This window comes from Enterobacter cloacae complex sp. ECNIH7, from assembly GCF_002208095.1.
GTDB lineage: Bacteria > Pseudomonadota > Gammaproteobacteria > Enterobacterales > Enterobacteriaceae > Enterobacter > Enterobacter cloacae_M.
Genome location: NZ_CP017990.1, coordinates 352,158 through 377,207 on the forward strand (window position 1 = coordinate 352,158; position 25,050 = coordinate 377,207).

Below are 25,050 nucleotides of genomic sequence, written 5' to 3' on the forward strand. Positions count from 1 at the left end.
GGCACGCGTGCAGTTAAATAATATGTGCCAGCAATTTTTCGGGGAATATGCTATTAAGCCCAGGCTATTTTTGATAATGATAAGGTAGTTCTTAATTAAACATGGCTATGTTTAATGTGTAGTACTGCTTAACTTTTTGCTTTGGGTATATGACGTTTGCCTTATGCCGAATGCTGTTTTTACAGTTTTGTAATAGCACGCATACTTAATTTCGGAATAAGTTGGTTGAATAATCTAAGAAAATACATTTCACACGGGGTTATGCTACGATGAATATATTAATGATCGATGAGTTACCGATCTTCATTCACGGTATGAAAACAGAGCTGGAACGCGTAATGCCGGAATGCACTGTTTTTGCAGCGAACAATTTTGAAGATGCACACGCAATTTTAACCTCTATGCCAGTCAGCATTATTTTGCTGGATGGTGAAATGAAGTGCCGTGATTTTATCACTAATTTGATGACAAACTGGCCTGAGCTACCGATCGTGGTGATGTTACGAAAAACGACGGATAAGATATTCAACTTCTACATCCGCCAAAGCATTAAGGGCATTTTTACCAAGGATCTCCCCGCCGAGAAAATCAGCCAGATACTTTGCATGGTCTTCTCGGGGGTGGTCTGTTTTCCGGAGCAAGCCGTGGTCCAGCGAGAACAACCCACTGGTGGTTTGCCGATCTACTCCCTGAGTCGTCGGCAGAAGGAAGTTCTTAAGCTGCTGGCGAATGGAGGAACAAATAAACAGATCAGCCGGCAATTGAATATCAGTGCAGGTACGGTCAAAGTACATCTTGAATCCATCTTTCACCGATTACAGGTCAACAATCGGACACAGGCCGCAATGCTCTATTTTAAATATATGTCTAATTAGCCGATTTTCAGCAAAGCGAAGGGCTGCAGTCAAAATGCGTTAAAAGAAAAGCGCAACAGACAGACCTCTGTTGCGCTTTGTTTTTTAACGGTATTGAGATTTAAAATAATATACTACCACCACCAGCGTTCCGAAGTCCTGCAATAGCCAGAATGGAAAGCTGTCACTCAGTATATCAGCACCGGTAAGAATAAATTTCATGTTTAAGCTGCTCTCACCAAAAAAACCAAAGGCGAGGGCGGCTAAGCCAATTTTACACATTACCGGCAGGGCATGGACTCTTCGGCTAAAGGCGGCAAACAAAATCAGCAGCGATGTTATCAGGTCGACGAAGATAATAAAGGGAAGCACCCAGCCATTCATTATGTTAAGCATTTATTCTCCATCGGGTTTGTTGTGGGTTAAATCAGACGGAGAAAGTGATTCATGTCTGACTTTACTTTTGATGACGCTTGCAACATCAAAAATATCGCGTTGTTCATGCCGGCGAAAAAAGTTTGCCAGCCAGACGATCAGGCCATTACTCATTGCCCCGAGGATATACCCTAAACCAAGCGTGATATCGGCCTGATTAAGATCTATCTTTAACCAGCGGGCTGCTAATCCACCTAATGCGACGGCCGCGCCCATGCTGATTCCACCAAAAATAATGCCTGCCATAAATCGGCTGTGCTGGTGCAATCGCTGCGGTTGCCAGAAAAACGAGATACTGACGCCGCCGAATAAACCTGAAAAAGCCAGCAAGGCTTCACTGATGAGGGTCGGGAGATAGATGTCAGACATATGTTCATCCTCTGCAAGGATAAATCCCCTCGGAAAAGGGGATTTATTATCGTAACGGGCGCTTATTATTGGCAGGGATCCAGCTCAACAATATGCTGATACTTATCGGTCGTAATAAAGCGCTGCTGACCTGACAGGCTGTAAATCAGACGCTTGGGAGAGCGATACCCCTTCACGACATCGACATCCGCGCTAAGCCAGGGCTGACTGGCAGGAAGAGCGCGATGGCTGTATTTATCGCCACCGATCCATTTTTGATGGGTGAGTTTCACTCCCCAAAGCGATTCGCTTTCACTTCCCGACCAGCCGAGGCGTTTAGCCTCCTCCGAGGTGATATAGCGATCGGGCAGGCGCCCAAAATTTTTTATATGACGAAGCGTTGTCGCCAGATCGGTCACGTTATTGACGGGCACCATACCCTGAGAAGATAAAAAGGCGTTGGCTTCCTTTATTTCCTCTTCGCAGGTTGGCATGGCAGCGGTTGCCTGTAACACGTTGAATAACGAAACAGACAGTACGGCCATTTTCACTATGGATAGTGGTTTCATTGTAATTTTCCTGTTGAATTAACTAAGAAATAGCTTCATTTCCGCCTCGCGGCGTCGGGTAAGCCCGGTCAAAACCTTACCGCCTGCCTTATTCCAGCTTTTGAACTGCAGTGCGGCGCCCTGGATATCGCCTGCGTTGAATTTTTTGAGCAGCGTGGATTTCTTTAAATTGCCCACGCCAAGGTTGAAGGCGAACGAAACCAGCGCGTCGAATTGGTTCTGTGTTGAAACGCTGTTCATCAGTTTTTTCACGCCGTCTTCGGTGCGTTTCAGATCTTTGCGCAGCAGATCTTTGGCTTCACCGGTGGTAATTTTGGTGAGCTTTTCCATCTCCTCTTTGAGGATCAAATGGCCGTAGCCGATGGTCCACAAACCTACGGCATCGCGATAACGCTCCAGCTTCAGCCCTTCAAACTGGCAAATCAGCTGAATACCCTTGTCACCTGTACGTTCTGGTTGTTTTTGCATTACGGAGTCTCCTCTGCTTTCGGGCGGGGAATCACCTTGTTGGTGTATTCGTCAATCAAACGCATGACGCTTTCCGGTGGCTCAAGTGCGGTAAATTGCATCTCTACATCGACGTGGCGGCTGTCACGCCCGCCTTTGTTATCGCTGGAAGGCGAAAGGCTGACGTGAAAGCGGCCAAATTCGTTTTCACCGGACTGGCGGGAAGGCGCCTGCATGCCTTCCGTGCGGATCGTCAGGTTGACCTTCATCTTTTCCAGCATCAGCCCGCGCGGTGTCGAAAGCGCGACTAAGGGCAGGTCAAAGTAGTGCTTTTCATCCAGCGCCAGCTGTACCGTGCGCGGTACCAACGAACCGTCTTCTGCGGGTTCGAAAAAGGGAGCCAGCGCTTTCATATACTGCTGAGCAATCAGTTCGTTGGCCGCAGTGGCCGCGTACTGCATCCCGCGCGTGATATCTTCAAGCGAGATCGGCACGCCGGGAATATCGGCTGGAGGCGATGGAGACGTGTTTTCCTGTACCGGCGGCGTACCTTCATCCTCTTTGCCCGTCTTATTTTCCGGCTCCTCATCCTTGCCGCCGCGCAGCCATTTTTTAAAAGACATATTTCGCTCCTGGAAAAAGGGCTACCCGAGTAGCCCCTGCGTTACGGAATCGCACGTATGTCGCGGCGTGGAAGATTATTGCGCGGCGACAGGCTTGGTTTTGGCGTTGGTCAGGTAATCAATCACGCGCTGCAGAGCTTCAGGTGGCTCCTGGCGTTTAATCTGGGTATGAATGGAATATTTCGCGCGTGTATCGGTCGAACGGGTCTGCTCCGATTTATGGGAGACCTTGCCGGTCATTTTCGCTTTGAAAACGCCCCAGCCGATGGACGCTTCCACGGAAGCCTCCGCTTCGGTGCTGCTGGAACTGGCTTCGCTCTGGCTCACTTCCAGTTCAAAGTCGATGGTGCCGTCCTCGATGCAGATGATAGGGTGGGTGACCGCCGCCAGGAGCGGAATACTCATCTTGCGGGTCACGCTGCCTTTATTGACCCCCTGTTCGTCTACCACGGTTTCGTCGTAATCGAACTCGATCGCGACAGCTTTGCCGTCTTTAATACAGACGGAGAGCAGGAAGTCGGTATAGGACTTGCTCGCCTGGACCTGTGCTTTGATCATCGCCTGCAGCGGACCGCCGATCATATGTTCCAGCGGCAGGGCGTTAATAACTGAACCAATAAATTGTGAATCCATGATGTGAACTCCTTGAATCAGTGAATGCGCGGTTGCGCAGGAGCCACATTACGGAAAGCGAGAAGGGGAAAATATTGGGTAAATGTCATGGCGAGAGGACGCAAAAAACCTATGCCGATCGCAGGATAATCTTAAGGGGTGGTGTTGAGTGATATTCCGGTTTATTGTTGAAATCCCTGCCTCATCGAATTCCGGAGAACCATCGCGTGTTTCAGAAAGTTGACGCCTATGCCGGCGACCCTATCCTCTCCTTAATGGAGCGTTTCAAAGAAGATCCTCGCAGCGACAAAGTGAACCTCAGCATCGGTCTGTATTACAACGAGGATGGTATCATTCCTCAGTTAAAAGCCGTTGCCGAAGCCGAAGCGCGTCTGAACGCTGTTCCACACGGTGCTTCTCTTTATCTGCCGATGGAAGGGTTAAACGCCTACCGCAACACCATCGCTCCGCTGTTATTCGGTGCCGATCACGCGGTGCTCGCGCAAAAACGCGTGGCGACCATCCAGACGCTGGGCGGCTCGGGTGCGCTGAAAGTGGGTGCAGACTTCCTGAAAAAATACTTCCCGGATTCAGGCGTGTGGGTCAGTGACCCGACGTGGGAAAACCACGTTGCGATCTTCGAGGGCGCAGGTTTCAGCGTGGCGACCTATCCGTGGTTCGACAGCGAAACGAACGGCGTGCGCGTCGAAGCACTGCTGGAAAAACTGAACACCCTGCCGGCGCGCAGCATTGTGCTGCTGCATCCATGCTGCCATAACCCGACCGGGGCGGATCTCACCAACGCCCAGTGGGATGCGGTGATTGAGGTACTGAAGGCCCGCGACCTGATTCCGTTCCTCGACATTGCCTACCAGGGCTTTGGCGCGGGCATGGAAGAAGATGCTTACGCCATCCGCGCCGTGGCCAGCGCAGGTCTGCCAGCGCTGGTAAGTAACTCCTTCTCTAAAATCTTCTCCCTGTACGGTGAACGCGTTGGCGGTCTGTCCGTGGTCTGTGAAGACGCCGAAGCGGCGGGTCGCGTGCTCGGCCAGCTGAAGGCGACGGTGCGCCGTATTTACTCCAGCCCGCCAAACTTTGGTGCGCAGGTGGTGGCGACGGTTCTCGGCGACGAACAGCTGAAAGCGTCCTGGCTTGCCGAAGTGGAAGCGATGCGTAAGCGCATCCTGTCCATGCGTCAGGAGCTGGTTAACGTGCTGAAAGAGGCCGTGCCGGGACATAACTTCGACTATCTGCTCAAGCAGCGCGGGATGTTCAGCTATACCGGACTGAGCGCGGCGCAGGTCGATCGCCTGCGCGAAGAGTTCGGCGTTTACCTGATCGCCAGCGGCCGTATGTGCGTGGCGGGACTGAATGCCAGCAACGTTCATCGCGTGGCGCAGGCCTTTGCTGCTGTAATGTAAGTACTTACTATTCGCTTCCCCCTCTCCCTGTAGAAGAGGGGCGGGGTGAGGGCATCTGGCCGCACAAAACCTTGCCCGGTGGCGCTTCGCTTACCGGGCCTACGGGCTGGGTGTTCTCCCTCTCCCTATGGGAGAGGGCTGGGGTGAGGGCATCTGACCGCACAGAAACCTTGCCCGACGCTTTGTGATCATCTTCTTTTTATTCAGCTTCATAAGCAAAAACTCCTTCCCTTCACCTCCCGCTGGGGTTATGGTCGGATAGTTTTTTGACCATCTACTCAAATTAAAACGATAACAAACTGAATATTCAGGGGAAAATATGCGCAAGATCACATTGGCGCTCAGCGCCGCCTGCTTATTGTTCTCGCTTAATAGCGCCGTCGTCGCGCGAGCTTCTGCCCCGACGCCGCTTTACACCGGCACCACCGCCGCCATTCTCGCCGAGCAGGCACCCATTCACTGGGTTTCCGTGGCCCAAATTGAAAACAGCCTGATCGGCCGCCCGCCAATGGCCGTGGGTTTTGACATTGACGATACAGTGCTGTTCTCAAGCCCCGGCTTCTGGCGCGGGAAGAAAACGTATTCACCCGACAGCGAAGCGTATCTTAAGAACCCGGAATTCTGGGAAAAAATGAATAACGGTTGGGACGAATTCAGCATCCCGAAAGAGGTAGCCCGTGCGCTTATTGCCATGCACGTGAAGCGTGGTGACAGCATCTACTTTGTTACCGGCCGCAGTCAGACCAAAACCGAAACCGTCTCTAAAACGCTGCAGGATGATTTCCAGATCCCGGCAACCAGCATGAATCCGGTCATTTTTGCCGGTGACAAAGAAGGGCAAAACACCAAAACCCAGTGGCTGGAAAAGAAAAATATCAAAGTATTCTACGGCGATTCGGATAACGACATCACCGCCGCGCATGACGTGGGAGCCAGAGGGATCAGGGTGTTGCGTGCCTCTAACTCCACGTATCGACCGCTGCCGATGGCCGGAAAGTTTGGCGAAGAGGTGATCGTCAACTCGGAGTATTAAGTACATGGCAGCGGGTTTGTCTCTTTTTTAATCAAATCTCGCTGCTGCGGGTTTTACCTTTCGTCTTCTTGCTGCACACTTAGAAAGATTCATCTTTCATCACGGAGCAGCACATGTGGTATCAACAGACCCTGACCTTAAGCGCTAAACCACGCGGATTTCACCTGGTGACGGATGAAGTCATCGGTCAACTCCGCGACCTGTCGCGGGTGAAAACGGGTTTGCTGCATCTGCTGCTTCAGCACACGTCCGCCTCTCTCACGCTTAATGAAAATTGCGATCCCACCGTCCGGTCCGACATGGAGCACCATTTTCTGAAGAGCGTCCCGGACAACGCGCCTTACGAGCATGACTATGAGGGGGCGGACGATATGCCTTCGCATATTAAATCCTCCCTGCTGGGCGTATCGTTGATGCTGCCGGTTCACAACGGGCGGTTGCTGTTGGGAACGTGGCAGGGGATCTGGCTGGGAGAGCATCGCATTCACGGTGGTTCGCGTAAAATTATCGCCACGCTACAAGGGGAATAAAGATGACAATTTCGGAGATACTTCAGTACTGCATGAGCAAGCCCGGCGCGGAGCAGAGCGTTCATAGCGACTGGAAAGCCACGCAGATTAAAGTGGGAGATGTCCTGTTTGCGATGGTGAAAGAGGTGGAAGGCCGTCCGGCGGCGTCGCTGAAAACCAGCCCTGAACTGGCGGATTTGCTACGTCAACAGCATGATGACGTGAGGCCGAGCAAGCACCTTAATAAGGCGCACTGGAGCACCGTCTATCTGGATGGATCGATTCCAGGCTCACAGATCTACTACCTGGTGGATGCGTCCTATCAGCAGGCGGTTGAGCTGCTGCCGGAAACCACCCGACAGCAACTCTCCGTGTGACAATTACAGCAACGGTTTAAGGAAGCGCGCGGTGTGCGAGGCTTCGCACTCTGCAACGGTCTCTGGCGTACCGGAGACGAGAATTTCACCGCCGCCGCTGCCGCCTTCCGGGCCGAGATCGACAATCCAGTCCGCGGTTTTAATCACGTCCAGGTTATGTTCGATGACCACGATAGTGTTGCCCTGATCGCGCAGCTGATGCAGAACCTCGAGCAGCTGCTGGATGTCGGCAAAGTGCAGGCCCGTAGTCGGCTCGTCCAGAATGTAGAGCGTCTGACCTGTGCCGCGTTTTGACAGCTCACGCGCCAGCTTCACGCGCTGCGCTTCACCGCCGGACAGCGTGGTTGCGGACTGTCCCAGACGAATGTAGGTCAGGCCTACGTCCATCAGCGTCTGCAGCTTACGCGCCAGCGCAGGGACGGCGTCAAAGAACTCGCGCGCCTCTTCTATGGTCATGTCCAGCACTTCGTGGATGGTCTTGCCTTTGTACTTAATCTCCAGCGTTTCGCGGTTATAGCGTTTGCCTTTGCACTGATCGCACGGCACGTAGATATCCGGCAGGAAGTGCATCTCAACCTTGATCACGCCGTCGCCCTGGCACGCTTCGCAGCGGCCACCGCGCACGTTAAAGCTGAAGCGTCCTGGCGTATAGCCGCGTGAACGCGCTTCCGGCACACCGGCAAAGAGTTCACGTACGGGCGTGAAGACGCCGGTATAGGTTGCTGGGTTAGAGCGCGGGGTACGGCCAATCGGGCTCTGGTCAATGTCGATAACTTTATCGAAATGCTCCAGACCCTGGATATCGCGGTACGGTGCAGGCTCGGCCAGCGTCGCGCCGTTCAGCGCCGTCTGCGCAATCGGGAACAGCGTATCGTTGATCAGCGTCGATTTACCGGAACCGGACACGCCGGTGATACAGGTAAACAGGCCAACCGGCAGCGTCAGGGTGACGTCTTTCAGGTTGTTGCCGCGCGCGCCGGTCAGCTTCAGCACTTTTTCCGGATCTGCCGCTACGCGCTGTTTCGGCACTTCAATCTTGCGCTTGCCGCTCATGAACTGGCCGGTCAGCGATTCGGGTACCGCCATAATGTCCTTCAGCGTCCCTTCCGCGACTACCTGACCGCCGTGCACGCCAGCGCCTGGGCCAATGTCGATGACGTGGTCAGCCGCGCGGATCGCATCTTCATCGTGCTCGACCACAATTACCGTGTTGCCGAGGTTGCGCAGGTGAACCAGCGTCCCGAGCAGGCGCTCGTTGTCGCGCTGGTGCAGGCCGATGGACGGCTCATCCAGCACGTACATCACGCCGACTAAGCCCGCGCCAATCTGGCTGGCCAGACGGATACGCTGGGCTTCACCGCCGGAGAGCGTTTCTGCCGAGCGGGAAAGCGTCAGGTAGTTCAGGCCGACGTTCACCAGGAACTTCAGGCGATCGCCGATCTCTTTCAGCACTTTTTCGGCAATTTTCGCGCGCTGGCCGGAGAGCTTCAGGTTGTTGAAGAAGTCCATCGCATGGCCGATGCTCATGTCTGAGATGGTCGGCAGCGCGGTGTTTTCCACAAACACGTGGCGCGCTTCGCGACGCAGACGCGTGCCCTCACAGGTGGCGCAGGAGCGGTTGCTGATGAACTTTGCCAGCTCCTCGCGCACCGCGCTGGATTCGGTCTCTTTGTAGCGGCGCTCCATGTTGTGCAGCACCCCTTCGAACGGGTGGCGACGCACGGAGGTATCGCCGCGATCGTTCATATACTTGAACTCGATGTTCTCTTTGCCGGAACCGAACAGGATCACTTTGTGCACGTTCGGGGTCAGGCTCGCCCACGGGGCTTCGACGTCGAACTTATAGTGCTCTGCCAGCGATTTCAGCATCTGGAAGTAGTAGAAGTTACGCTTGTCCCAGCCGCGAATGGCGCCGCCCGCCAGCGACAGTTCCGGGTTCTGAATCACGCGGTCCGGGTCGAAATACTGCTGGACGCCCAGGCCGTCACAGGTCGGGCATGCGCCCGCCGGGTTGTTGAATGAGAACAGGCGCGGTTCCAGCTCGCGCATGCTGTAGCCGCAAATCGGGCAGGCGAAGTTGGCGGAGAAGAGCAGCTCTTCCGCTTTTGGGTCGTCCATGTCGGAGACCACGGCCGTGCCGCCAGAGAGTTCCAGCGCCGTTTCAAAGGATTCCGCCAGGCGCGTGGCGAGATCGTCGCGCACCTTAAAGCGGTCAATCACCACTTCGATGGTGTGCTTCTTCTGCAGCTCCAGCTTTGGCGGATCGGACAGGTCGCACACCTCGCCGTCGATACGGGCACGGATATAGCCCTGGCTTGCCAGGTTTTCCAGCGTTTTGGTGTGTTCGCCTTTTCGCTCTTTAATGATCGGCGCCAGCAGCATCAGGCGTTTGCCTTCCGGCTGCGACAGCACGTTATCCACCATCTGGCTGACGGTCTGGGCCGCCAGCGGGACGTCGTGGTCCGGGCAGCGCGGCTCGCCCACGCGGGCATACAGCAGACGCAGGTAGTCATGAATTTCGGTAATGGTACCGACCGTTGAACGCGGGTTATGCGAGGTGGACTTCTGCTCAATAGAGATAGCAGGAGACAACCCTTCAATGTGGTCGACATCCGGTTTTTCCATCAGCGACAGGAACTGACGCGCGTACGCAGAGAGCGATTCAACGTAACGACGCTGTCCTTCGGCATACAAAGTGTCGAAAGCCAGTGAGGATTTGCCAGACCCCGAAAGTCCGGTCACGACAATGAGTTTGTCGCGAGGGATTATGAGGTTGATATTCTTGAGATTGTGGGTGCGGGCGCCCCGAACTTCGATCTTATCCATTCACCTTTCCCGGTTGGAACACGGATTGCCTGATTTGTTTGAAGGACAAACGGCTGTCAGAAACGGCTAATTATGACACAATTTGACCTGTTTGAATATACAGTATTGGAATGCATTTTCTGATTGGCTGTGTCACAATGTGGAGTTGCGAGAGAACTCTGGAACGTGCTACGCAACTATCAAAGTGCAGCATGGAAATGGTACACTCGCGCGTTTACACTATTAAGAAACGTATTCAGGAGACACGAACATGGCCAGCAGAGGCGTAAACAAGGTGATTCTCGTCGGTAATCTGGGCCAGGACCCGGAAGTACGCTACATGCCGAGTGGTGGCGCAGTTGCCAACATTACGCTGGCTACTTCCGAATCCTGGCGTGATAAAGCGACCGGTGAGATGAAAGAGCAGACCGAATGGCACCGCGTTGTGCTGTTTGGCAAACTGGCCGAAGTGGCCGGTGAGTATCTGCGTAAAGGTTCTCAGGTCTATATCGAAGGCCAGCTGCGTACCCGCAAATGGACCGATCAGTCCGGTGCTGAGAAGTACACCACGGAAGTCGTGGTCAACGTGGGCGGTACCATGCAGATGCTGGGTGGCCGTCAGGGCGGTGGCGCACCGGCTGGCGGCGGTCAGAGCCAGCAGCAGGGCGGTTGGGGTCAGCCTCAGCAGCCGCAGGGCGGCAACCAGTTCAGCGGCGGCGCGCAGTCTCGTCCGCAGCAGCAGTCTGCTCCGGCGCCGTCTAACGAACCGCCAATGGATTTCGACGACGACATTCCGTTCTGATTTCCGCGTGCTGAAAACAAAAAACCCAGACTATCGTCTGGGTTTTTTTATTCCGTCAGGGATCAGGTAATCACCATCGGCCAGTCTGGCGGCGTGTGGCTCATCGCCTCAACCATCACCACTTTAATATTTTCCCAGACGGCGGCGATATCCAGCAGGGTGATGCCAAGCAGACCCGTTGCAAACCAGCAGGCTGCACCCAGCCCCAGCAGGGTGCTGATGACAGCAAGACCCGCATAGTCAGATTTACGAAACTGAATATTCAGCGTGCTGGCTAAAAACATCAGTACCGCACTCAACAAAGGCCAGCGCAGGAGAACCATGCTGGTAGTAATGGTTGCCATAAAACCCATCCTCTACAAAACAGACGAACTGAATGAAACGGTGTTTCTCGTTACAAAATATGTGTGAACTATATCACATTTGTTGATTTATTCGCCAGTGTCTGAGCGATCAAAAAAGAGGATTTTATTCTTCAGAAAAGGCGATTGCGCGGGTTGGTTCGGCCTTCGGCGCTCGAGGAGGTGGGCACACAGCGTGCCGGAAACGCACATCGGGCAGGTGGTGATACCGCAAATTCGGTTTTTATAAGAGGGACGTTATTCTCACCCAATCCTGAAAATATTGTGGTGAAGGCTGACTATTTATAAATCAACGAACACAATGCCTCCGAGCAAATAGCATAAAACGTCCCGATGAAGTTGTGCTTTTTTCATGCTGTCAGACGTTTGGCTTAATCAACGATCGTCTGTTGTGTTATCTTCCCGTCAGCCCTAACGGGCTGGATAATTATTTTCCTTAATTGAAACGGAACGAATACTTACAGTTTAACTTACGGGAAAATATTATCGGCATAACGAAATTTAAGATTTTTAATACTAAAAGTCAGTTGCTAACTTCGCATGATTCATGCAACGTAATCACCTGTTTAACAAAGCATCCGGCCTTCATTACTACAGGCGTACAACATGCAGGGATATAGGGCGGGAAATGAATCGTAGCGCGCGGCGCAAAATGCTCAGGGTGGTAGGGATCATCATGGTAGTTATGCTGCCGGTGATGCTTGCGCTATGGTTTGCCCAGCTACGAGCCGTTTCTGAAACAAGCGCCCAGCTACGCACATTTGCTGAACTGGCTTTAGACAAAACAGAGCTGGTTATTCAACAGGTTGAGCTGGCCAGGGACGAGGCGGTAAAATATCAGGGCGAGCTTTGCACGCCGGGACACCGTCAATATATGCTGAACGTTGTTCGTGGCCGCCTGTTTGTCGCCGATTTAATTTACGCTGAAGGTCAGAATTTTCTTTGTTCGACCGTTTTTACACCGGATCACCCCTACGCCATTCCTGTCGCTAATTACACGCGTAAACCTGACGTCGCTATCTATTATTATCGCGACACCCCATTTTATACTGGCTATAAAATGACATATATGCAGCGCGGAAATTATGTGGTTGTCGTCAATCCGCTTTCATACAGCGAAGTCATGTCCGCGGATCATTCTCTCTCCTGGGGTGTGTACGACACGGTAACCAATGCTTTCTTTTCCGTCAGCCAGAAAGCCAATGTTTCTTTATTAAATTCGATGATTCGGGATAAGGAATCGGTATTTCAAAAAGATAACCGCTTTTATACGATCGTAACATCTCCCAAAAGACCGATTGCGGCCATTGTGTCGACATCGAATAAACGCTTTTATGAAACGCTTTATCACCAGGCGACGTTGACGCTGCCGCTGGGCATGATCTGCAGCATTATTATTTTGCTGGTATGGTCCCGTACCCATCGTGAGCTTAATTCGCCGGGGCGCTTACTGCACCGCGCGCTGAACAAACGACAGCTTTGCGTCCACTATCAGCCGATTATTGATATTAAGAATAACCAGTGTGTGGGCGCGGAGGCGCTGTTACGCTGGCCTGGCTTTAACGGGCAGGTGATGAGCCCGGCTGAGTTTATCCCGCTGGCGGAAAGTGAGGGAATGAGCGAGCGGATTACGGACTATGTCGTTGAGGAGGTGTTCAACGATCTGGGCCATTTCCTGGCCGAGCATCCGCATCTCTATATTTCGATTAACCTGTCGGCCACGGACTTCCACTCCTCGCGGCTGATCGCCATGATTTCCGACAAGGCCCGCCACTACGCCGTCCGTGCGCAGCAAATCAAAATAGAAGTGACGGAGCGCGGTTTTATCGATGTGCCAAAAACCACGCCGGTGATTCAGGCTTTCCGTCAGGCGGGTTACGAAGTCGCGATCGATGATTTCGGTACCGGCTACTCGAACCTGCACAACCTCTACTCGCTGAACGTGGATATTCTGAAAATCGATAAATCGTTTATCGATACCTTAACGACCAACAGTACCAGCCACCTGATCGCCGAGCATATTATCGAGATGGCGCAAAGCCTGCGGCTGAAAACCATTGCGGAAGGGGTAGAAACGGCAGAGCAGGTGAGCTGGCTGTTGAAGCGCGGCGTCCAGTTTTGTCAGGGATGGCACTTCGCGAAAGCGATGCCGCCCCAGGAATTTATGACCTGGCAGCAGCAGCCTTTGCACTGAGGGTGATTAATTCAACTGGTGGCGATAGTCGCTCGGCGTGCGGTCAAACTCGCGGCGAAACACGCGGGAAAAGGTTTGTTGCGACACATAGCCAAGGTCCATCGCGATATCAAAAATGGGCCGCTGCGTGGAGCGTAGCGCCTGCGCCGCCAGCAGCAGTCTGCGCTGGCGAATGTACTCGCCCAGCGTCTGATGCATGACCGTGCGGAACATTCTCTGTAAATACCATTTCGAATAGCCCGACTTTTTAGCGACCACATCAATGTTCAACGGTTGGTCGATATGTTCATCAATCCATTCAATAAGCGTCTGAATAATCTGCTGATGCGACATAAGGTTGCCCCTCTGTAGATACAACTATCTCGGTTAATTCGTCGTTTTCTCTGCGGGCGAGTATAATTCCTCAAGTTAACTTGAGGTAAAGAGGTTTTATGGAAAAGAGATTGCCGCGAATTAAAGCGCTTTTAACCCCCGGCGAAGTGGCGAAGCGAAGCGGCGTTGCGGTATCGGCGCTCCACTTCTATGAAAGCAAAGGGTTAATTAAAAGCATCCGCAACGGCGGCAACCAGCGCCGCTATACCCGAGACGTGCTCCGCTACGTGGCGATTATCAAAATTGCGCAACGAATCGGAATCCCCCTGGCCACCATCGGCGAGGCGTTTGGCGTGCTGCCTGAAGGGCATACGCTGAGCCCGAAAGAGTGGAAAGAGCTGTCGTCCCAGTGGCGTGAAGAGCTGGACCGGCGTATTCATACGCTGGTCGTCCTGCGTGATGAGCTGGACGGTTGTATCGGCTGCGGCTGCCTGTCGCGTAGCGATTGTCCGTTGCGTAACCCTGGCGACAGGCTGGGCGAGCAGGGGACGGGGGCGCGGCTGCTGGAAGAGGATTGAGTTTGTGCGGCCGGCAAAAAGCATAATAAAGAACTAAAGCGCCACATAAGGGCGCTTTAGTTTTTCCCGGTCTTTGTCTTTCACTCTATCCCGCTGGTTCACGGGAGGGTTTCCCCCGACATCAGCACCCCTCAGTGTCGAGCTGGTTGGGGAGGTTCCGGATTGTGCTGACACTTTAATTCTATGCAAGACCCGTTTTTTCGCCAGCCTCACCGACCGTTTTTTAGACGAATTTTTTTCGCGGTGTTGTTCAATTTTCTATAGTTAAAAAGTATGAATAACAGGAGAAAGCCATGCTCACGGTACACCACCTTAACCAGTCGCGCTCGCACCGCGCGATCTGGGCGCTGGAAGAACTCGGCCTGCCTTATGAGATTGTCCACTACCAGCGCGAAAAGAACATGCTGGCGCCGGAGGCTCTTAAAAAGGTGCATCCGTTGGGCAAATCGCCGGTCATCGAAGATAACGGACTGATTCTTGCGGAGTCTGGCGCCATTCTGGAATATCTGCAGGAAACGTACGATCCCGAGTCTCGGCTTAAGCCTTTGGATCCCGCGCATAAGGTGCAATACCGCTTCTGGCTGCATTACGCCGAAGGATCGCTGATGCCGCTGCTGTTAATGAAGCTGGTCTTCAACAGCCTCGGCAAGCCGCCGGTGCCGTTTGGTATCAGAACCCTGGGCAAAGCGCTGGGGCAAGGGGTGCAGAAAGCGTATCTCAACCGTCAGCTGGAGACCCATGCGCGCTTTATTGAGTCACATCTTGCCGAAAACAGCTGGTTTGCCGGGGATTCGCTCAGCATGGCCGATATCCAGATGAGCTTTCCGATCTTTGCGCTGCTGGCGCGCGGCGGTATCGCTAATCTGCCGCATATTCAGGCATGGAAGGCAAAAGTTGAGAACACCCCAGGCTGGCAAAGAACCCTGGAACAGGGTGGACCGTTATCTATTCCCGGTGAGGACTGAAATGTAAACAAATTGCGCATAGACGATAACGTTTGCGCATCCTCTGTTTATTTCTTCAGCGTCATAAGTGAATTTTAGCGAAAAACGAGAAAGTTCAGTTGAAAAGGGCGGGGATTACGCTAGATAATCGTTTGCCTTAATTTGACCACCCGTTTGTAAGCGCGGAGCTAAACGTTTGCTTTTTTTGTGACGCCCTTTCGTCACAAACGCAACACAAGGATTTGACGTTCAGCTGGCAGTGGCGTCTCCACCTCGCTTACGGACTTCCTAAAAAACTCTCAGGGGATGTTTTCTATGTCTACGCCATCTGCGCGTACTGGCGGTTCACTTGACGCCATGTTTAAAATTTCGGCCCGCGGCAGCACCGTGCGCCAGGAAATTGTTGCCGGTTTGACAACGTTTCTGGCGATGGTTTATTCCGTCATCGTTGTGCCGGGCATGCTGGGCAAAGCAGGCTTCCCGCCAGCGGCCGTCTTTGTGGCGACCTGCCTCGTGGCCGGCGTGGGCTCCATCGTGATGGGCCTGTGGGCGAACCTGCCGTTGGCGATTGGTTGCGCCATCTCTCTGACCGCGTTTACCGCGTTCAGCCTGGTGCTGGGTCAGCACATCAGCGTACCGGTTGCGCTGGGTGCCGTGTTCCTGATGGGTGTGCTGTTTACCGTGATTTCGGCGACCGGCATCCGTAGCTGGATTTTGCGCAACCTGCCGCAGGGCGTGGCGCACGGTACCGGCATCGGTATCGGCCTGTTCCTGTTGCTGATCGCCGCCAACGGCGTCGGTCTGGTCATCAAGAACCCGCTGGACGGTCTGCCGGTGGCGCTGGGCCACTTCGCCAGCTTCCCGGTGATTATGTCGCTGATCGGCCTGGCGGTGATTATCGGTCTGGAAAAACTGAAAGTCCCGGGCGGCATTCTGCTGACCATTATCGGTGTATCCATCGTCGGCCTGATTTTCGATCCAACCGTACACTTCTCCGGTATCTTCGCCATGCCGTCGCTAAGCGATGACAAAGGCAACTCCCTGATTGGCAGCCTGGATATCGTTGGCGCGCTGAACCCGGTGATCCTGCCAAGCGTGCTGGCGCTGGTCATGACCGCCGTGTTTGACGCGACCGGTACCATTCGTGCGGTGGCCGGTCAGGCGAACCTGCTGGATAAAGACGGTCAGATTATTGACGGCGGCAAAGCGCTGACCACTGACTCCCTGAGCAGCGTCTTCTCCGGCCTGGTGGGCGCGGCGCCTGCGGCGGTGTACATCGAGTCCGCAGCGGGTACGGCGGCAGGCGGTAAAACCGGCCTGACGGCGATCACCGTCGGCGTGCTGTTCATGCTGATCCTGTTCCTCTCTCCGCTCTCCTATCTGGTTCCGGCGTATGCGACCGCGCCAGCGCTGATGTACGTTGGCCTGCTGATGCTGAGCAACGTGGCGAAAATCGACTTTGCGGATTTCGTGGACGCCATGTCTGGCCTGATCACCGCGGTCTTCATCGTCCTGACCTGTAACATCGTGACCGGCATTATGATTGGCTTCGCGTCGCTGGTGATTGGTCGTCTGGTTTCCGGTGAATGGCGCAAGCTGAACGTTGGCACCGTGATTATCGCCGTTGCGCTGGTGGCGTTCTACGCGGGCGGCTGGGCAATCTAAGTTGTCCATTGATGCGAAAACGGGTGGCTCAGGCCGCCCGTTTTTATTTTCAGGACTCATCCTGTTGCCTTTTGCGTTACTCTGGGGAAGATAGAATAAAAGGCACGACGCCTTCCGGAGTAAATAAGCAACACAGCAAACAGGGAACGCATGGAAATCTTCTTCACAATACTCATCATGACCCTTGTGGTCTCGCTATCCGGGGTGGTTACACGCGTACTGCCCTTTCAGGTCCCCCTGCCATTAATGCAAATTGCCATCGGCGCGCTGCTGGCGTGGCCGACGTTTGGCCTTCACGTGGAATTTGACCCCGAACTGTTCCTCGTGCTGTTTATCCCGCCACTGCTGTTTGCCGATGGCTGGAAAACGCCCACGCGCGAATTCCTTGAGCACGGGCGAGAGATCTTCGGCCTGGCGCTGGCGCTGGTGGTGGTCACCGTCGTCGGGATTGGTTTTCTGATCTACTGGGCGGTACCGGGTATTCCATTAATACCGGCTTTTGCGCTGGCCGCCGTGCTGTCGCCAACCGATGCCGTGGCGCTGTCCGGCATTGTGGGTGAAGGCCGTATTCCGAAGAAAATCATGGGGATTTTACAGGGTGAGGCGCTGATGAACGACGCCTCCGGCCTGGTTGCCCTGAAGTTTGCCGTGGCCGTTGCGATGGGCACGATGGTCTTTACCGTCGGCGGCGCGACGCTGGAATTCTTCAAGGTGGCGATTGGCGGTATTCTCGCAGGCTTCGTGGTGAGCTGGCTGTACGGCCGCTCATTGCGCTTCCTCAGCCGCTGGGGCGGCGATGAGCCCGCAACGCAGATCGTACTGCTGTTCCTGCTGCCGTTTGCCTCTTATCTGATTGCCGAACATATCGGCGTGTCGGGCATTCTGGCAGCGGTTGCGGCGGGGATGACCATTACCCGTTCCGGCGTAATGCGCCGCGCGCCGCTGGCCATGCGTCTGCGTGCCAACAGCACCTGGGCCATGCTGGAATTTGTCTTTAACGGCATGGTGTTCCTGCTGTTGGGCCTGCAGCTGCCGGGCATTATGGAATCCTCGCTGGTGGCGGCCGAAGCCGATCCGAACGTTGAGGTCTGGATGCTGTTTACCGACATCGTGCTGATCTACATGGCGCTGATGCTGGTGCGTTTCGGCTGGCTGTGGACGATGAAGAGATTCAGCGTGCGCTTCCTGAAGAAAAAGCCGATGGAGTTCGGCTCGTGGACAACGCGTGAGCTGCTGATCGCCTCTTTTGCGGGCGTACGCGGGGCGATCACCCTGGCCGGTGTGCTCTCCATTCCGCTGCTGCTGCCTACGGGCGACGTCTTCCCGGCGCGCTACGAGCTGGTCTTCCTGGCGGCGGGCGTGATTCTGTTCTCCCTGTTTGTCGGCGTGATTATGCTGCCGATTTTACTCCAGCATATTGATGCTGGTGATTCGACCCAGCAGCATAAAGAGGAGCGTATTGCCCGGGCAGCCACCGCCGAAGTGGCAATTGTCGCGATTCAGAAGATGGAAGAGCGTCTGGCCGCGGATGCGGAAGAGAACATCGACAATCAGCTGCTGACGGAGGTCAGTTCCCGCGTGATTGGTAACCTGCGCCGCCGCGCGGACGGGCGTAACGATGTGGAAAGCTCGCTGCAGGAGGAAAACCTGGAGCGCCGGTTCCGCCTGGCGGCGCTGCGCTCAGAGCGCGCCGAGCTGTACCATCTACGCGCCACGCGGCAGATCAGCAACGAAACGCTGCAAAAGCTGCTGCACGATCTGGACCTGCTGGAAGCGCTGCTGATAGAGAATCAGTAGCGCTGTTTTTGCCCCTCACCCTAGCCCTCTCCCCACAGGGGAGAGGGAACCGATCGAGCCCAGGGGTTAGGGTGACCGCACCCAAAACCCCTCACAACACTGCAGCCACGCCTGCGCGCTCTGCGATAAATACACCCCTTCACGCCAGATCATCCCCAGCTGCCAGTGCAGATCGCTCTCCAGCGGGATCCAGCGCAGCGTGTTTTTATCCAGACGCTCGCAAATCGGCTGCGGCAGAATGGCAATCCCCACGCCGGCCTGCACCATCGCCGCCAGGAAATCCCACTGTCCGCTGCGCACCGCTATGCGCGGCTTGACGTTATGCTGGTTAAACAGCGTCATCAGCTGGCGGCTGAGAGCGAAGTCTTCGTTGTAGATCAGCAGAGGGTGCTCGCCGAGCAGTTCAGGTTTCACCGAGTCTAACTTCAGCCAGTCGCCGGAGCGGGGAACCAGCACGCACAGCGGGTGGCTAAAGAGCGGAAGCGTCGCCAGACCGCTCTCTTCCTCAACGGGAAGGGCGGTCATTGCCACGTCGAGCTCGCCGTTGGTGACGGCCTGCTGGACGGTTAACCCACCAAACTCCGAAATCTTCAGCTCAACGCCGGGATAACGCTGGCGAAACAGGCTGATCGGCCCGGCCATCATCATCCCCACCATTGGCGGAATGCCGAGGCGAAGGACACCTTTCTTCAGATGATTGATATCGCCCAGCTCTGCTTCCAGCTGGCGAAACTCCGCCAGAATCGCCAGCCCGCGTTCGAACACCACGCGTCCGGTGTCGGTCAGCAGCAGCTTGCGCCCGTCGCGGATCAGCAGGGTACAGTTCAGTTCATCTTCGAGGTTTTTCAGCATCTTGCTGATGGTGGGCTGGGTAACAAACAACTTCTCCGCTGCGCGGGTAAAACTTTGCTGACGAACCACTTCGACAAAATAGCGCAGCGTTCTTATGTCCATGATTATTCCTCGAAACTATACCTTTGATGATTTTAATTCATTTCAGTCCATACCGTGCGCTCTCTATACTGGCGCCTCGTCTCATTTTTGAGGAAAACCCCCATGGCCGTGGCGTTAAGCCGTGTTACGCCTGCCGTTGTGCAACGACTCCAGGTCCCGGTGCAGGTACTGCTCTACGCGGGACTGTTTGTTTTCGCGGAATATCTTGTCGGCTGGCTGCATCTGCCGCTGCCCGCCAATCTTGTCGGGATGCTGCTGATGCTGACGCTTATTCTGTGCCGCGTGATCCCCCTTAACTGGGTGCGCGCCGGGGCGCGCTGGCTGCTGGCGGAGATGCTGCTGTTCTTTGTTCCGGCGGTGGTGGCGGTGGTGAACTATGCGCAGCTGCTGATGGTGGACGGCTGGCGAATCTTTGCGGTTATCGCGCTGAGTACGCTGATGGTGCTGGGGGCGACCGCCTGGGTGGTGGATAAAGTGTATCGCTTTGAAATCAGCAGGCATAAACATGACTAACTTTCAGATCAGCGTCTTGTGCCTGATTGCGACGCTGGCGATCTACTTCGCTAACAAGCGGCTCTATCGCCGCTTTCATGCCCTGCCGCTGATGCCGCTGGTCTTCACGCCGATCCTGCTGGTGCTGATGCTGGTCTTCGGCCACATCTCCTGGCAGAACTACATTGGCGAATCCCACTGGCTGCTGTGGCTGCTCGGCCCGGCGACCATCGCTTTTGCCGTGCCCGTTTACGACAACCTCGCCATTATCAAACGCCACTGGATGTCGCTCAGCGCGGGTGTAATCACCGCCACGGTGGTGGCGGTGTGTAGCTCCGTCTGGCTGGCGCGGCTGTTTACGCTGCCCGATGAAATTCAGCGCAGCCTGGCGGTGCGTTCGGTAACCACGCCGTTTGCGCTGGCGGCCGCTAAACCGCTCGGCGGGCAGCCGGATTTGGTGGCGCTGTTTGTTGTCGTGACGGGTGTGTTCGGTATGGCGGTCGGCGATATGTTGTTCCTGCGCTTGTCGATCCGTGAAGGGATGGCGAAAGGCGCGGGGTTTGGCGCGGCGTCGCACGGGGCGGGCACGGCACGTTCGTATGAGCTGGGGCAGCAGGAGGGCGTTGTCGCAAGCCTGGTGATGATGCTCTCAGGCGTAGTGATGGTGCTGATTGCGCCGCTGGTGGCGTGGGTGATGTTCTAAGCTCCCCGGCCAGAATGACCGGGGAGAAAGGCTTAATGCGCGCGGCCCTGCTCGACGCCCAGGCCGGTTTGCGAGCGGATAAACTGGGCGCGGAATTTCTCACGCTCCAGGTTACCCTCCGGCGAATTGTCGGTGGCCGAGAAGAACCAGATGCCGATAAACGCCACGGCGATCGAGAACAGCGCCGGGTATTCATACGGGAAGATAGCGCTTGCGTGACCGAGGATCTGCACCCAGATGGTCGGGCCCAGAATCATCAGGATCACCGCCGTCAGCAGCCCCAGCCAGCCGCCAATCATCGCGCCGCGCGTGGTCAGCTTCGACCAGTACATGGAGAGCAGGATGATCGGGAAGTTGCAGCTTGCCGCAATCGAGAAGGCCAGCCCCACCATAAAGGCGATGTTCTGCTTCTCAAACAGAATGCCTAACAGAATCGCCACGACGCCCAGCACCAGCACGGTGATTTTCGAGACCTTCAGCTCGTCGCGCTCGCTCGCGCCTTTGCGGAAGACGTTGGCGTAGAGGTCATGCGATACCGCAGACGCGCCTGCCAGCGTCAGCCCTGCAACCACCGCAAGAATGGTGGCGAAGGCCACGGCGGAGATAAAGCCGAGGAACAGGTTACCGCCCACCGCGTCCGCCAGGTGCACCGCCGCCATGTTGTTACCGCCAATCAGCGCGCCCGCCGCGTCTTTAAACGCCGGGTTCGCCCCCACCAGCATGATCGCGCCAAAGCCGATGATAAAGGTGAGGATATAGAAGTAACCCATGAAACCGGTGGCGTAAAAGACGCTCTTACGCGCTTCACGCGCATCGCTCACGGTGAAGAAACGCATCAGGATATGCGGCAGGCCCGCAGTACCGAACATCAGGCCGAGACCGAGCGAGAGCGCGGATATCGGGTCTTTCACCAGCCCGCCCGGGCTCATGATCGCTTCCCCTTTCGGGTGGACCGCCATCGCTTCGGTGAACAGGTTATTGAAGCTGAACCCGACGTGCTTCATCACCATAAAGGCCATAAAGCTGGCGCCGAACAGCAGCAATACCGCTTTGATGATCTGCACCCAGGTGGTTGCCAGCATGCCGCCGAACAGGACGTACATCACCATCAGCACGCCAACCAGCACCACCGCGACGTGGTAGTTCAGGCCGAACAGCAGTTCGATCAATTTACCCGCGCCCACCATCTGCGCAATCAGGTACAGCGCCACCACCACCAGCGAACCGCAGGCGGAGAGGGTGCGAATCGGCCCCTGCTTCAGGCGATAGGATGCCACGTCAGCGAAGGTGTAGCGTCCCAGGTTGCGCAAGCGTTCGGCAATCAGGAACAGGATGATCGGCCAGCCGACGAGGAAGCCGAGAGAGTAGATCAGGCCGTCATAGCCGGAGGTGTACACCAGCGCGGAGATCCCGAGGAACGAGGCGGCGGACATAAAGTCACCCGCGATTGCCAGCCCGTTCTGGAAGCCGGTAATGTTGCCGCCAGCGGTGTAGTAATCGTTACGGGAGCGCACGCGTTTCGACGCCCAGTAGGTGATGTACAGCGTCAGCAGGACGAAAATCAGGAACATCACAATGGCCTGCCAGTTGGTTGGCTGGCGCTGGACCTCGCCGGTAAAGGCATCCGCCGCGTGGGCGGCAAAGGGAAGCGTGGCGGCGAGCGCCGTCAGAACTCTCTTCATGATGCTTTTACCTCTTGCAGTACCGCTTTATTAAGTCGATCGAATTCACCGTTCGCGCGCCAGACGTAGACGCCTGTCAGCAAGAATGAAATCACAATCACGCCAATGCCAATCGGAATACCGCGCGTCACGCTGGTCCCTTCGTGCAGCGGGGTGCCCAGCCAGTGCGGGGCAAAGGCGATCAGCAGAATAAAGCCGACGTAGATAACCAGCATGATGATGGAAAGGATGAAGGCAAACCGTTGCCGCTTATCGACGAGCTCCCTGTAGTGCGCACTATTCTCTATCTGCTGACAAATATCGTTATTCATCACAGAGTCTCCAAAGGTAAGGTAGGTTTGTTTTTAGTCCCCTCTCCCCTTTGGGGAGAGGGTTAGGGTGAGGGGAGGAAGGTGCGGTCTGATGCCCTCACCCCAGCCCTCTCCCACAGGGAGAGGGAGAAAACACTAGGAAGGCATCGCGATGGCCTGCTTCTCTTCGAGCAGTTTTTCCACCACGCCAGGATCCGCGAGCGTTGAGGTATCGCCGAGGTTGCTGGTGTCTCCAGCCGCGATTTTGCGCAAGATACGACGCATAATTTTGCCGGAACGGGTTTTCGGCAGCGAGTCGGTCCAGTGCAACACGTCCGGCGTCGCCAGCGGGCCAATCTCTTTACGCACCCAGTTGCGCACCTCAGCGTAGAGCTCAGGCGACGGTTCTTCACCGTGGTTCAGGGTGACATAGGCGTAAATCGCCTGGCCTTTGATGTTGTGTGGAATGCCCACAACCGCCGCTTCGGCAATCTTCGGATGCGACACCAGCGCCGATTCAATCTCAGCGGTGCCCAGACGGTGGCCGGAGACGTTCAGCACGTCGTCCACGCGCCCGGTTATCCAGTAATAGCCATCTTCGTCACGACGCGCGCCGTCGCCGCTGAAGTACATGTTTTTAAAGGTCGAGAAGTAGGTCTGCTCGAAGCGATCGTGATCGCCGAACAGGGTACGCGCCTGACCAGGCCAGGAGTCAGTGATCACCAGGTTGCCTTCGGTGGCGCCTTCCAGCGGGTTGCCTTCGTTATCCACCAGCGCAGGCTGCACGCCGAAGAACGGACGGGTTGCGGAACCGGCCTTCAGCTGCGTGGCGCCCGGCATCGGGGTGATCATGAAGCCGCCGGTTTCGGTCTGCCACCAGGTGTCCATCACCGGGCATTTCTCGTTGCCGATTTTCTTCCAGTACCACTCCCAGGCTTCCGGGTTGATTGGCTCACCCACGGAACCGAGGATGCGCAATGAAGAGCGGTCAGTGCCTTCGATGGCTTTATCTCCTTCAGCCATTAATGCGCGGATCGCCGTTGGCGCAGTGTAGAGAATGTTGACCTGGTGTTTGTCGACCACCTGACACATACGCGCCGGGGTCGGCCAGTTTGGTACGCCCTCAAACATCAGCGTTGTTGCGCCACAGGCCAGCGGGCCGTACAGCAGGTAGCTGTGTCCGGTAACCCAGCCCACGTCGGCGGTACACCAGTAGATGTCGCCCGGATGGTAGTCGAAGACGTATTTGAAGGTGGTGGCCGCATAGACCAGATAGCCGCCGGTGGTGTGCAGCACACCTTTCGGCTTACCGGTGGAGCCGGAGGTATAAAGAATGAACAGCGGATCTTCTGCGTTCATCTCTTCCGGTTGATGCTGGTCGCTCGCGTTCTCGATCAGGTCGCTCCACCACAGGTCGCGCCCCTCGTTCCAGTCGATTTTGCCGCCGGTACGCTTAAGGACGATGACGTTACTGACCGTTTTGACGTTCGGGTTTTTCAGCGCTTCGTCGACGTTTTTCTTCAGTGGGATACCGCGCCCGGCGCGCACGCCTTCATCGGCGGTGATCACCAGTTTTGAACTGGAATCGACAATACGGCCCGCAACCGCCTCTGGCGAGAACCCGCCGAAAATCACCGAGTGGATCGCGCCGATACGCGCGCAGGCCAGCATGGCCACCGCCGCTTCCGGCACCATCGGCATATAGATAGCGACCACATCGCCTTTTTTAATGCCCTTTTCCAGCAGGACGTTGGCGAAGCGGCACACGTCGCGGTGCAGCTCTTTGTACGTAATATGTTTGCTTTGCGAGGCGTCATCGCCTTCCCAGATGATGGCCGTCTCATTCCCGCGCTCGGCGAGGTGACGATCGAGGCAGTTCGCCGCCAGGTTCAGGGTGCCATCTTCATACCATTTAATGGAGACATTGCCGGGCGCAAAGGAGGTGTTCTTCACCTTCTGATAAGGTTTGATCCAGTCCAGGATATGGCCCTGCTCACCCCAGAAGGTGTCCGGGGCGGTGATAGACTGCTGATATTTCTCGTGGTACTGCTCCGGGGTGATCAGGCAACGGTCCGCAATATTTGCGGGAATGTCGTGTTTATGTATTTGGCTCATGGCTTTTTTTCTCCTTGTAAGATGTTAATAATATGTCGCAAAAACGTTAATTGTAGGGGCTTTACAAGCTTTGTTTATTATTTGGGCTACAGATCACGCATTGTTTGAAGAGTATGAAAAATGAGCG

Annotated in this window: 26 protein-coding genes; 13 read left to right on the plus strand and 13 right to left on the minus strand. The window is 55.4% G+C overall.

The genetic code is table 11. From position 1 onward, the window contains the following. The first annotated feature begins 281 nt into the window (after positions 1-281). A complete protein-coding gene (locus WM95_RS01705) occupies positions 282-875 on the plus strand; it encodes a response regulator transcription factor (RefSeq protein WP_231106832.1) in 594 nt (197 codons plus the stop codon). An 84-nt stretch (positions 876-959) separates the two neighbouring features. On the opposite strand, the gene WM95_RS01710 is transcribed toward WM95_RS01705, so the two are convergent. The 6 genes from WM95_RS01710 to WM95_RS01735 form a co-directional block, all read right to left on the minus strand. Then, positions 960-1,250, minus strand: coding sequence for a hypothetical protein (locus WM95_RS01710; RefSeq protein ID WP_063409000.1), 291 nt, complete (start codon positions 1,248-1,250; stop codon positions 960-962). Beyond that, the gene (locus WM95_RS01715; RefSeq protein ID WP_063408999.1) at positions 1,251-1,658 is read right to left on the minus strand and encodes a hypothetical protein; all 408 of its coding nucleotides are present in this window, start codon (positions 1,656-1,658) and stop codon (positions 1,251-1,253) included. A gap of 65 nt (positions 1,659-1,723) precedes the next feature. Continuing rightward, positions 1,724-2,206: a ribonuclease domain-containing protein gene (locus tag WM95_RS01720; protein ID WP_080470222.1), complete on the minus strand. Its 483-nt coding sequence runs from the start codon at positions 2,204-2,206 to the stop codon at positions 1,724-1,726. Positions 2,207-2,224: 18 nt separating this feature from the next. Further along, on the minus strand, positions 2,225-2,674 hold the full coding sequence (locus tag WM95_RS01725) for a lysozyme (RefSeq protein WP_059445309.1): 450 nt from the start codon (positions 2,672-2,674) through the stop codon (positions 2,225-2,227). Next, on the minus strand, positions 2,674-3,276 hold the full coding sequence (locus WM95_RS01730; RefSeq protein WP_063408998.1) for a DUF2589 domain-containing protein: 603 nt from the start codon (positions 3,274-3,276) through the stop codon (positions 2,674-2,676). The genes WM95_RS01725 and WM95_RS01730 overlap by 1 nt, the downstream gene beginning before the upstream one ends. Before the next feature lie 75 nt (positions 3,277-3,351). Continuing rightward, on the minus strand, positions 3,352-3,909 hold the full coding sequence (locus tag WM95_RS01735) for a DUF2589 domain-containing protein (protein ID WP_063408997.1): 558 nt from the start codon (positions 3,907-3,909) through the stop codon (positions 3,352-3,354). Between the two features lie 206 nt (positions 3,910-4,115). Here WM95_RS01735 and tyrB point away from each other — a divergent pair, with 206 nt between their 5' ends. The 4 genes from tyrB to WM95_RS01755 all read left to right on the plus strand — a co-directional run bounded on the left by tyrB (position 4,116) and on the right by WM95_RS01755 (position 7,228). Next, complete coding sequence (gene tyrB, locus WM95_RS01740; RefSeq protein ID WP_045355258.1) at positions 4,116-5,309, plus strand: aromatic amino acid transaminase; 1,194 nt, start codon at positions 4,116-4,118, stop codon at positions 5,307-5,309. A gap of 319 nt (positions 5,310-5,628) precedes the next feature. Continuing rightward, complete coding sequence (gene aphA / locus WM95_RS01745) at positions 5,629-6,342, plus strand: acid phosphatase AphA (protein ID WP_045355260.1); 714 nt, start codon at positions 5,629-5,631, stop codon at positions 6,340-6,342. 113 nt (positions 6,343-6,455) lie between these two features. Then, positions 6,456-6,872, plus strand: a complete 417-nt coding sequence (locus WM95_RS01750; RefSeq protein WP_023310052.1) for a secondary thiamine-phosphate synthase enzyme YjbQ — start codon at positions 6,456-6,458, stop codon at positions 6,870-6,872. A gap of 2 nt (positions 6,873-6,874) precedes the next feature. Further along, entirely contained in the window at positions 6,875-7,228 is a 354-nt protein-coding gene (locus tag WM95_RS01755) for an MmcQ/YjbR family DNA-binding protein (protein WP_023310053.1), read from the plus strand. A gap of 3 nt (positions 7,229-7,231) precedes the next feature. Here WM95_RS01755 and uvrA read toward each other — a convergent pair whose 3' ends face one another. Further along, positions 7,232-10,054 carry an excinuclease ABC subunit UvrA gene (gene uvrA / locus WM95_RS01760; protein ID WP_045355262.1) on the minus strand — a complete coding sequence of 941 codons (2,823 nt, stop codon included), beginning with the start codon at positions 10,052-10,054 and terminating at the stop codon, positions 7,232-7,234. A 250-nt stretch (positions 10,055-10,304) separates the two neighbouring features. Between uvrA and ssb1 the strand changes: the two genes are divergently transcribed. After that, positions 10,305-10,835, plus strand: coding sequence for a single-stranded DNA-binding protein SSB1 (gene ssb1, locus WM95_RS01765; RefSeq protein ID WP_023310055.1), 531 nt, complete (start codon positions 10,305-10,307; stop codon positions 10,833-10,835). 62 nt (positions 10,836-10,897) lie between these two features. On the opposite strand, the gene WM95_RS01770 is transcribed toward ssb1, so the two are convergent. Continuing rightward, entirely contained in the window at positions 10,898-11,179 is a 282-nt protein-coding gene (locus WM95_RS01770) for a YjcB family protein (protein ID WP_008503385.1), read from the minus strand. A gap of 646 nt (positions 11,180-11,825) precedes the next feature. On the opposite strand from WM95_RS01770, the gene WM95_RS01775 reads away from it, so the two are divergent. Beyond that, on the plus strand, positions 11,826-13,391 hold the full coding sequence (locus WM95_RS01775) for an EAL domain-containing protein (RefSeq protein ID WP_032662576.1): 1,566 nt from the start codon (positions 11,826-11,828) through the stop codon (positions 13,389-13,391). Positions 13,392-13,397: 6 nt separating this feature from the next. Here WM95_RS01775 and soxS read toward each other — a convergent pair whose 3' ends face one another. Then, complete coding sequence (gene soxS, locus WM95_RS01780; RefSeq protein WP_013095071.1) at positions 13,398-13,724, minus strand: superoxide response transcriptional regulator SoxS; 327 nt, start codon at positions 13,722-13,724, stop codon at positions 13,398-13,400. A 98-nt stretch (positions 13,725-13,822) separates the two neighbouring features. Between soxS and soxR the strand changes: the two genes are divergently transcribed. From soxR to WM95_RS01805, 4 genes are all read left to right on the plus strand, one after another. Then, positions 13,823-14,281 carry a redox-sensitive transcriptional activator SoxR gene (soxR, locus tag WM95_RS01785; protein ID WP_023310057.1) on the plus strand — a complete coding sequence of 153 codons (459 nt, stop codon included), beginning with the start codon at positions 13,823-13,825 and terminating at the stop codon, positions 14,279-14,281. A gap of 293 nt (positions 14,282-14,574) precedes the next feature. Continuing rightward, a complete protein-coding gene (locus WM95_RS01790; RefSeq protein ID WP_063408996.1) occupies positions 14,575-15,246 on the plus strand; it encodes a glutathione S-transferase family protein in 672 nt (223 codons plus the stop codon). Positions 15,247-15,540: 294 nt separating this feature from the next. Continuing rightward, complete coding sequence (gene ghxP / locus WM95_RS01795; RefSeq protein ID WP_023310059.1) at positions 15,541-16,890, plus strand: guanine/hypoxanthine transporter GhxP; 1,350 nt, start codon at positions 15,541-15,543, stop codon at positions 16,888-16,890. A 150-nt stretch (positions 16,891-17,040) separates the two neighbouring features. Then, positions 17,041-18,687, plus strand: coding sequence for a Na+/H+ antiporter (locus WM95_RS01805; protein ID WP_063408995.1), 1,647 nt, complete (start codon positions 17,041-17,043; stop codon positions 18,685-18,687). Between the two features lie 66 nt (positions 18,688-18,753). Here WM95_RS01805 and WM95_RS01810 read toward each other — a convergent pair whose 3' ends face one another. After that, positions 18,754-19,641 (minus strand): LysR family transcriptional regulator, encoded by an 888-nt coding sequence (locus WM95_RS01810; protein ID WP_088544616.1) that lies wholly within the window; start codon positions 19,639-19,641, stop codon positions 18,754-18,756. A gap of 102 nt (positions 19,642-19,743) precedes the next feature. On the opposite strand from WM95_RS01810, the gene WM95_RS01815 reads away from it, so the two are divergent. Continuing rightward, the gene (locus WM95_RS01815; RefSeq protein WP_021242769.1) at positions 19,744-20,154 is read left to right on the plus strand and encodes a CidA/LrgA family protein; all 411 of its coding nucleotides are present in this window, start codon (positions 19,744-19,746) and stop codon (positions 20,152-20,154) included. Further along, on the plus strand, positions 20,147-20,836 hold the full coding sequence (locus WM95_RS01820; RefSeq protein WP_023310063.1) for an LrgB family protein: 690 nt from the start codon (positions 20,147-20,149) through the stop codon (positions 20,834-20,836). Before WM95_RS01815 ends, WM95_RS01820 begins: the two co-directional genes overlap by 8 nt. Before the next feature lie 32 nt (positions 20,837-20,868). On the opposite strand, the gene actP is transcribed toward WM95_RS01820, so the two are convergent. The 3 genes from actP to acs form a co-directional block, all read right to left on the minus strand. Then, the gene (gene actP, locus WM95_RS01825; protein WP_063408993.1) at positions 20,869-22,518 is read right to left on the minus strand and encodes a cation/acetate symporter ActP; all 1,650 of its coding nucleotides are present in this window, start codon (positions 22,516-22,518) and stop codon (positions 20,869-20,871) included. Beyond that, on the minus strand, positions 22,515-22,829 hold the full coding sequence (locus WM95_RS01830) for a DUF485 domain-containing protein (protein ID WP_023310065.1): 315 nt from the start codon (positions 22,827-22,829) through the stop codon (positions 22,515-22,517). Before WM95_RS01830 ends, actP begins: the two co-directional genes overlap by 4 nt. 135 nt (positions 22,830-22,964) lie before the next feature. After that, the gene (acs, locus tag WM95_RS01835; protein WP_023310066.1) at positions 22,965-24,923 is read right to left on the minus strand and encodes an acetate--CoA ligase; all 1,959 of its coding nucleotides are present in this window, start codon (positions 24,921-24,923) and stop codon (positions 22,965-22,967) included. Between the last annotated feature and the right edge of the window lie 127 nt (positions 24,924-25,050).

What these genes read in the sequence shown, in the direction of transcription:
- WM95_RS01705 (WP_231106832.1), top strand. Translation starts at nt 282, where the DNA reads ATGATCGATGAGTTACCGATCTTCATTCACGGTATGAAAACAGAGCTG.
- WM95_RS01710 (WP_063409000.1), bottom strand. Translation starts at nt 1,250, where the DNA reads ATGCTTAACATAATGAATGGCTGGGTGCTTCCCTTTATTATCTTCGTC.
- WM95_RS01715 (WP_063408999.1), bottom strand. Translation starts at nt 1,658, where the DNA reads ATGTCTGACATCTATCTCCCGACCCTCATCAGTGAAGCCTTGCTGGCT.
- WM95_RS01720 (WP_080470222.1), bottom strand. Translation starts at nt 2,206, where the DNA reads ATGAAACCACTATCCATAGTGAAAATGGCCGTACTGTCTGTTTCGTTA.
- WM95_RS01725 (WP_059445309.1), bottom strand. Translation starts at nt 2,674, where the DNA reads ATGCAAAAACAACCAGAACGTACAGGTGACAAGGGTATTCAGCTGATT.
- WM95_RS01730 (WP_063408998.1), bottom strand. Translation starts at nt 3,276, where the DNA reads ATGTCTTTTAAAAAATGGCTGCGCGGCGGCAAGGATGAGGAGCCGGAA.
- WM95_RS01735 (WP_063408997.1), bottom strand. Translation starts at nt 3,909, where the DNA reads ATGGATTCACAATTTATTGGTTCAGTTATTAACGCCCTGCCGCTGGAA.
- aphA (WP_045355260.1), top strand. Translation starts at nt 5,629, where the DNA reads ATGCGCAAGATCACATTGGCGCTCAGCGCCGCCTGCTTATTGTTCTCG.
- WM95_RS01750 (WP_023310052.1), top strand. Translation starts at nt 6,456, where the DNA reads ATGTGGTATCAACAGACCCTGACCTTAAGCGCTAAACCACGCGGATTT.
- WM95_RS01755 (WP_023310053.1), top strand. Translation starts at nt 6,875, where the DNA reads ATGACAATTTCGGAGATACTTCAGTACTGCATGAGCAAGCCCGGCGCG.
- uvrA (WP_045355262.1), bottom strand. Translation starts at nt 10,054, where the DNA reads ATGGATAAGATCGAAGTTCGGGGCGCCCGCACCCACAATCTCAAGAAT.
- ssb1 (WP_023310055.1), top strand. Translation starts at nt 10,305, where the DNA reads ATGGCCAGCAGAGGCGTAAACAAGGTGATTCTCGTCGGTAATCTGGGC.
- WM95_RS01770 (WP_008503385.1), bottom strand. Translation starts at nt 11,179, where the DNA reads ATGGCAACCATTACTACCAGCATGGTTCTCCTGCGCTGGCCTTTGTTG.
- WM95_RS01775 (WP_032662576.1), top strand. Translation starts at nt 11,826, where the DNA reads ATGAATCGTAGCGCGCGGCGCAAAATGCTCAGGGTGGTAGGGATCATC.
- soxS (WP_013095071.1), bottom strand. Translation starts at nt 13,724, where the DNA reads ATGTCGCATCAGCAGATTATTCAGACGCTTATTGAATGGATTGATGAA.
- soxR (WP_023310057.1), top strand. Translation starts at nt 13,823, where the DNA reads ATGGAAAAGAGATTGCCGCGAATTAAAGCGCTTTTAACCCCCGGCGAA.
- WM95_RS01790 (WP_063408996.1), top strand. Translation starts at nt 14,575, where the DNA reads ATGCTCACGGTACACCACCTTAACCAGTCGCGCTCGCACCGCGCGATC.
- ghxP (WP_023310059.1), top strand. Translation starts at nt 15,541, where the DNA reads ATGTCTACGCCATCTGCGCGTACTGGCGGTTCACTTGACGCCATGTTT.
- WM95_RS01805 (WP_063408995.1), top strand. Translation starts at nt 17,041, where the DNA reads ATGGAAATCTTCTTCACAATACTCATCATGACCCTTGTGGTCTCGCTA.
- WM95_RS01810 (WP_088544616.1), bottom strand. Translation starts at nt 19,641, where the DNA reads ATGGACATAAGAACGCTGCGCTATTTTGTCGAAGTGGTTCGTCAGCAA.
- WM95_RS01815 (WP_021242769.1), top strand. Translation starts at nt 19,744, where the DNA reads ATGGCCGTGGCGTTAAGCCGTGTTACGCCTGCCGTTGTGCAACGACTC.
- WM95_RS01820 (WP_023310063.1), top strand. Translation starts at nt 20,147, where the DNA reads ATGACTAACTTTCAGATCAGCGTCTTGTGCCTGATTGCGACGCTGGCG.
- actP (WP_063408993.1), bottom strand. Translation starts at nt 22,518, where the DNA reads ATGAAGAGAGTTCTGACGGCGCTCGCCGCCACGCTTCCCTTTGCCGCC.
- WM95_RS01830 (WP_023310065.1), bottom strand. Translation starts at nt 22,829, where the DNA reads ATGAATAACGATATTTGTCAGCAGATAGAGAATAGTGCGCACTACAGG.
- acs (WP_023310066.1), bottom strand. Translation starts at nt 24,923, where the DNA reads ATGAGCCAAATACATAAACACGACATTCCCGCAAATATTGCGGACCGT.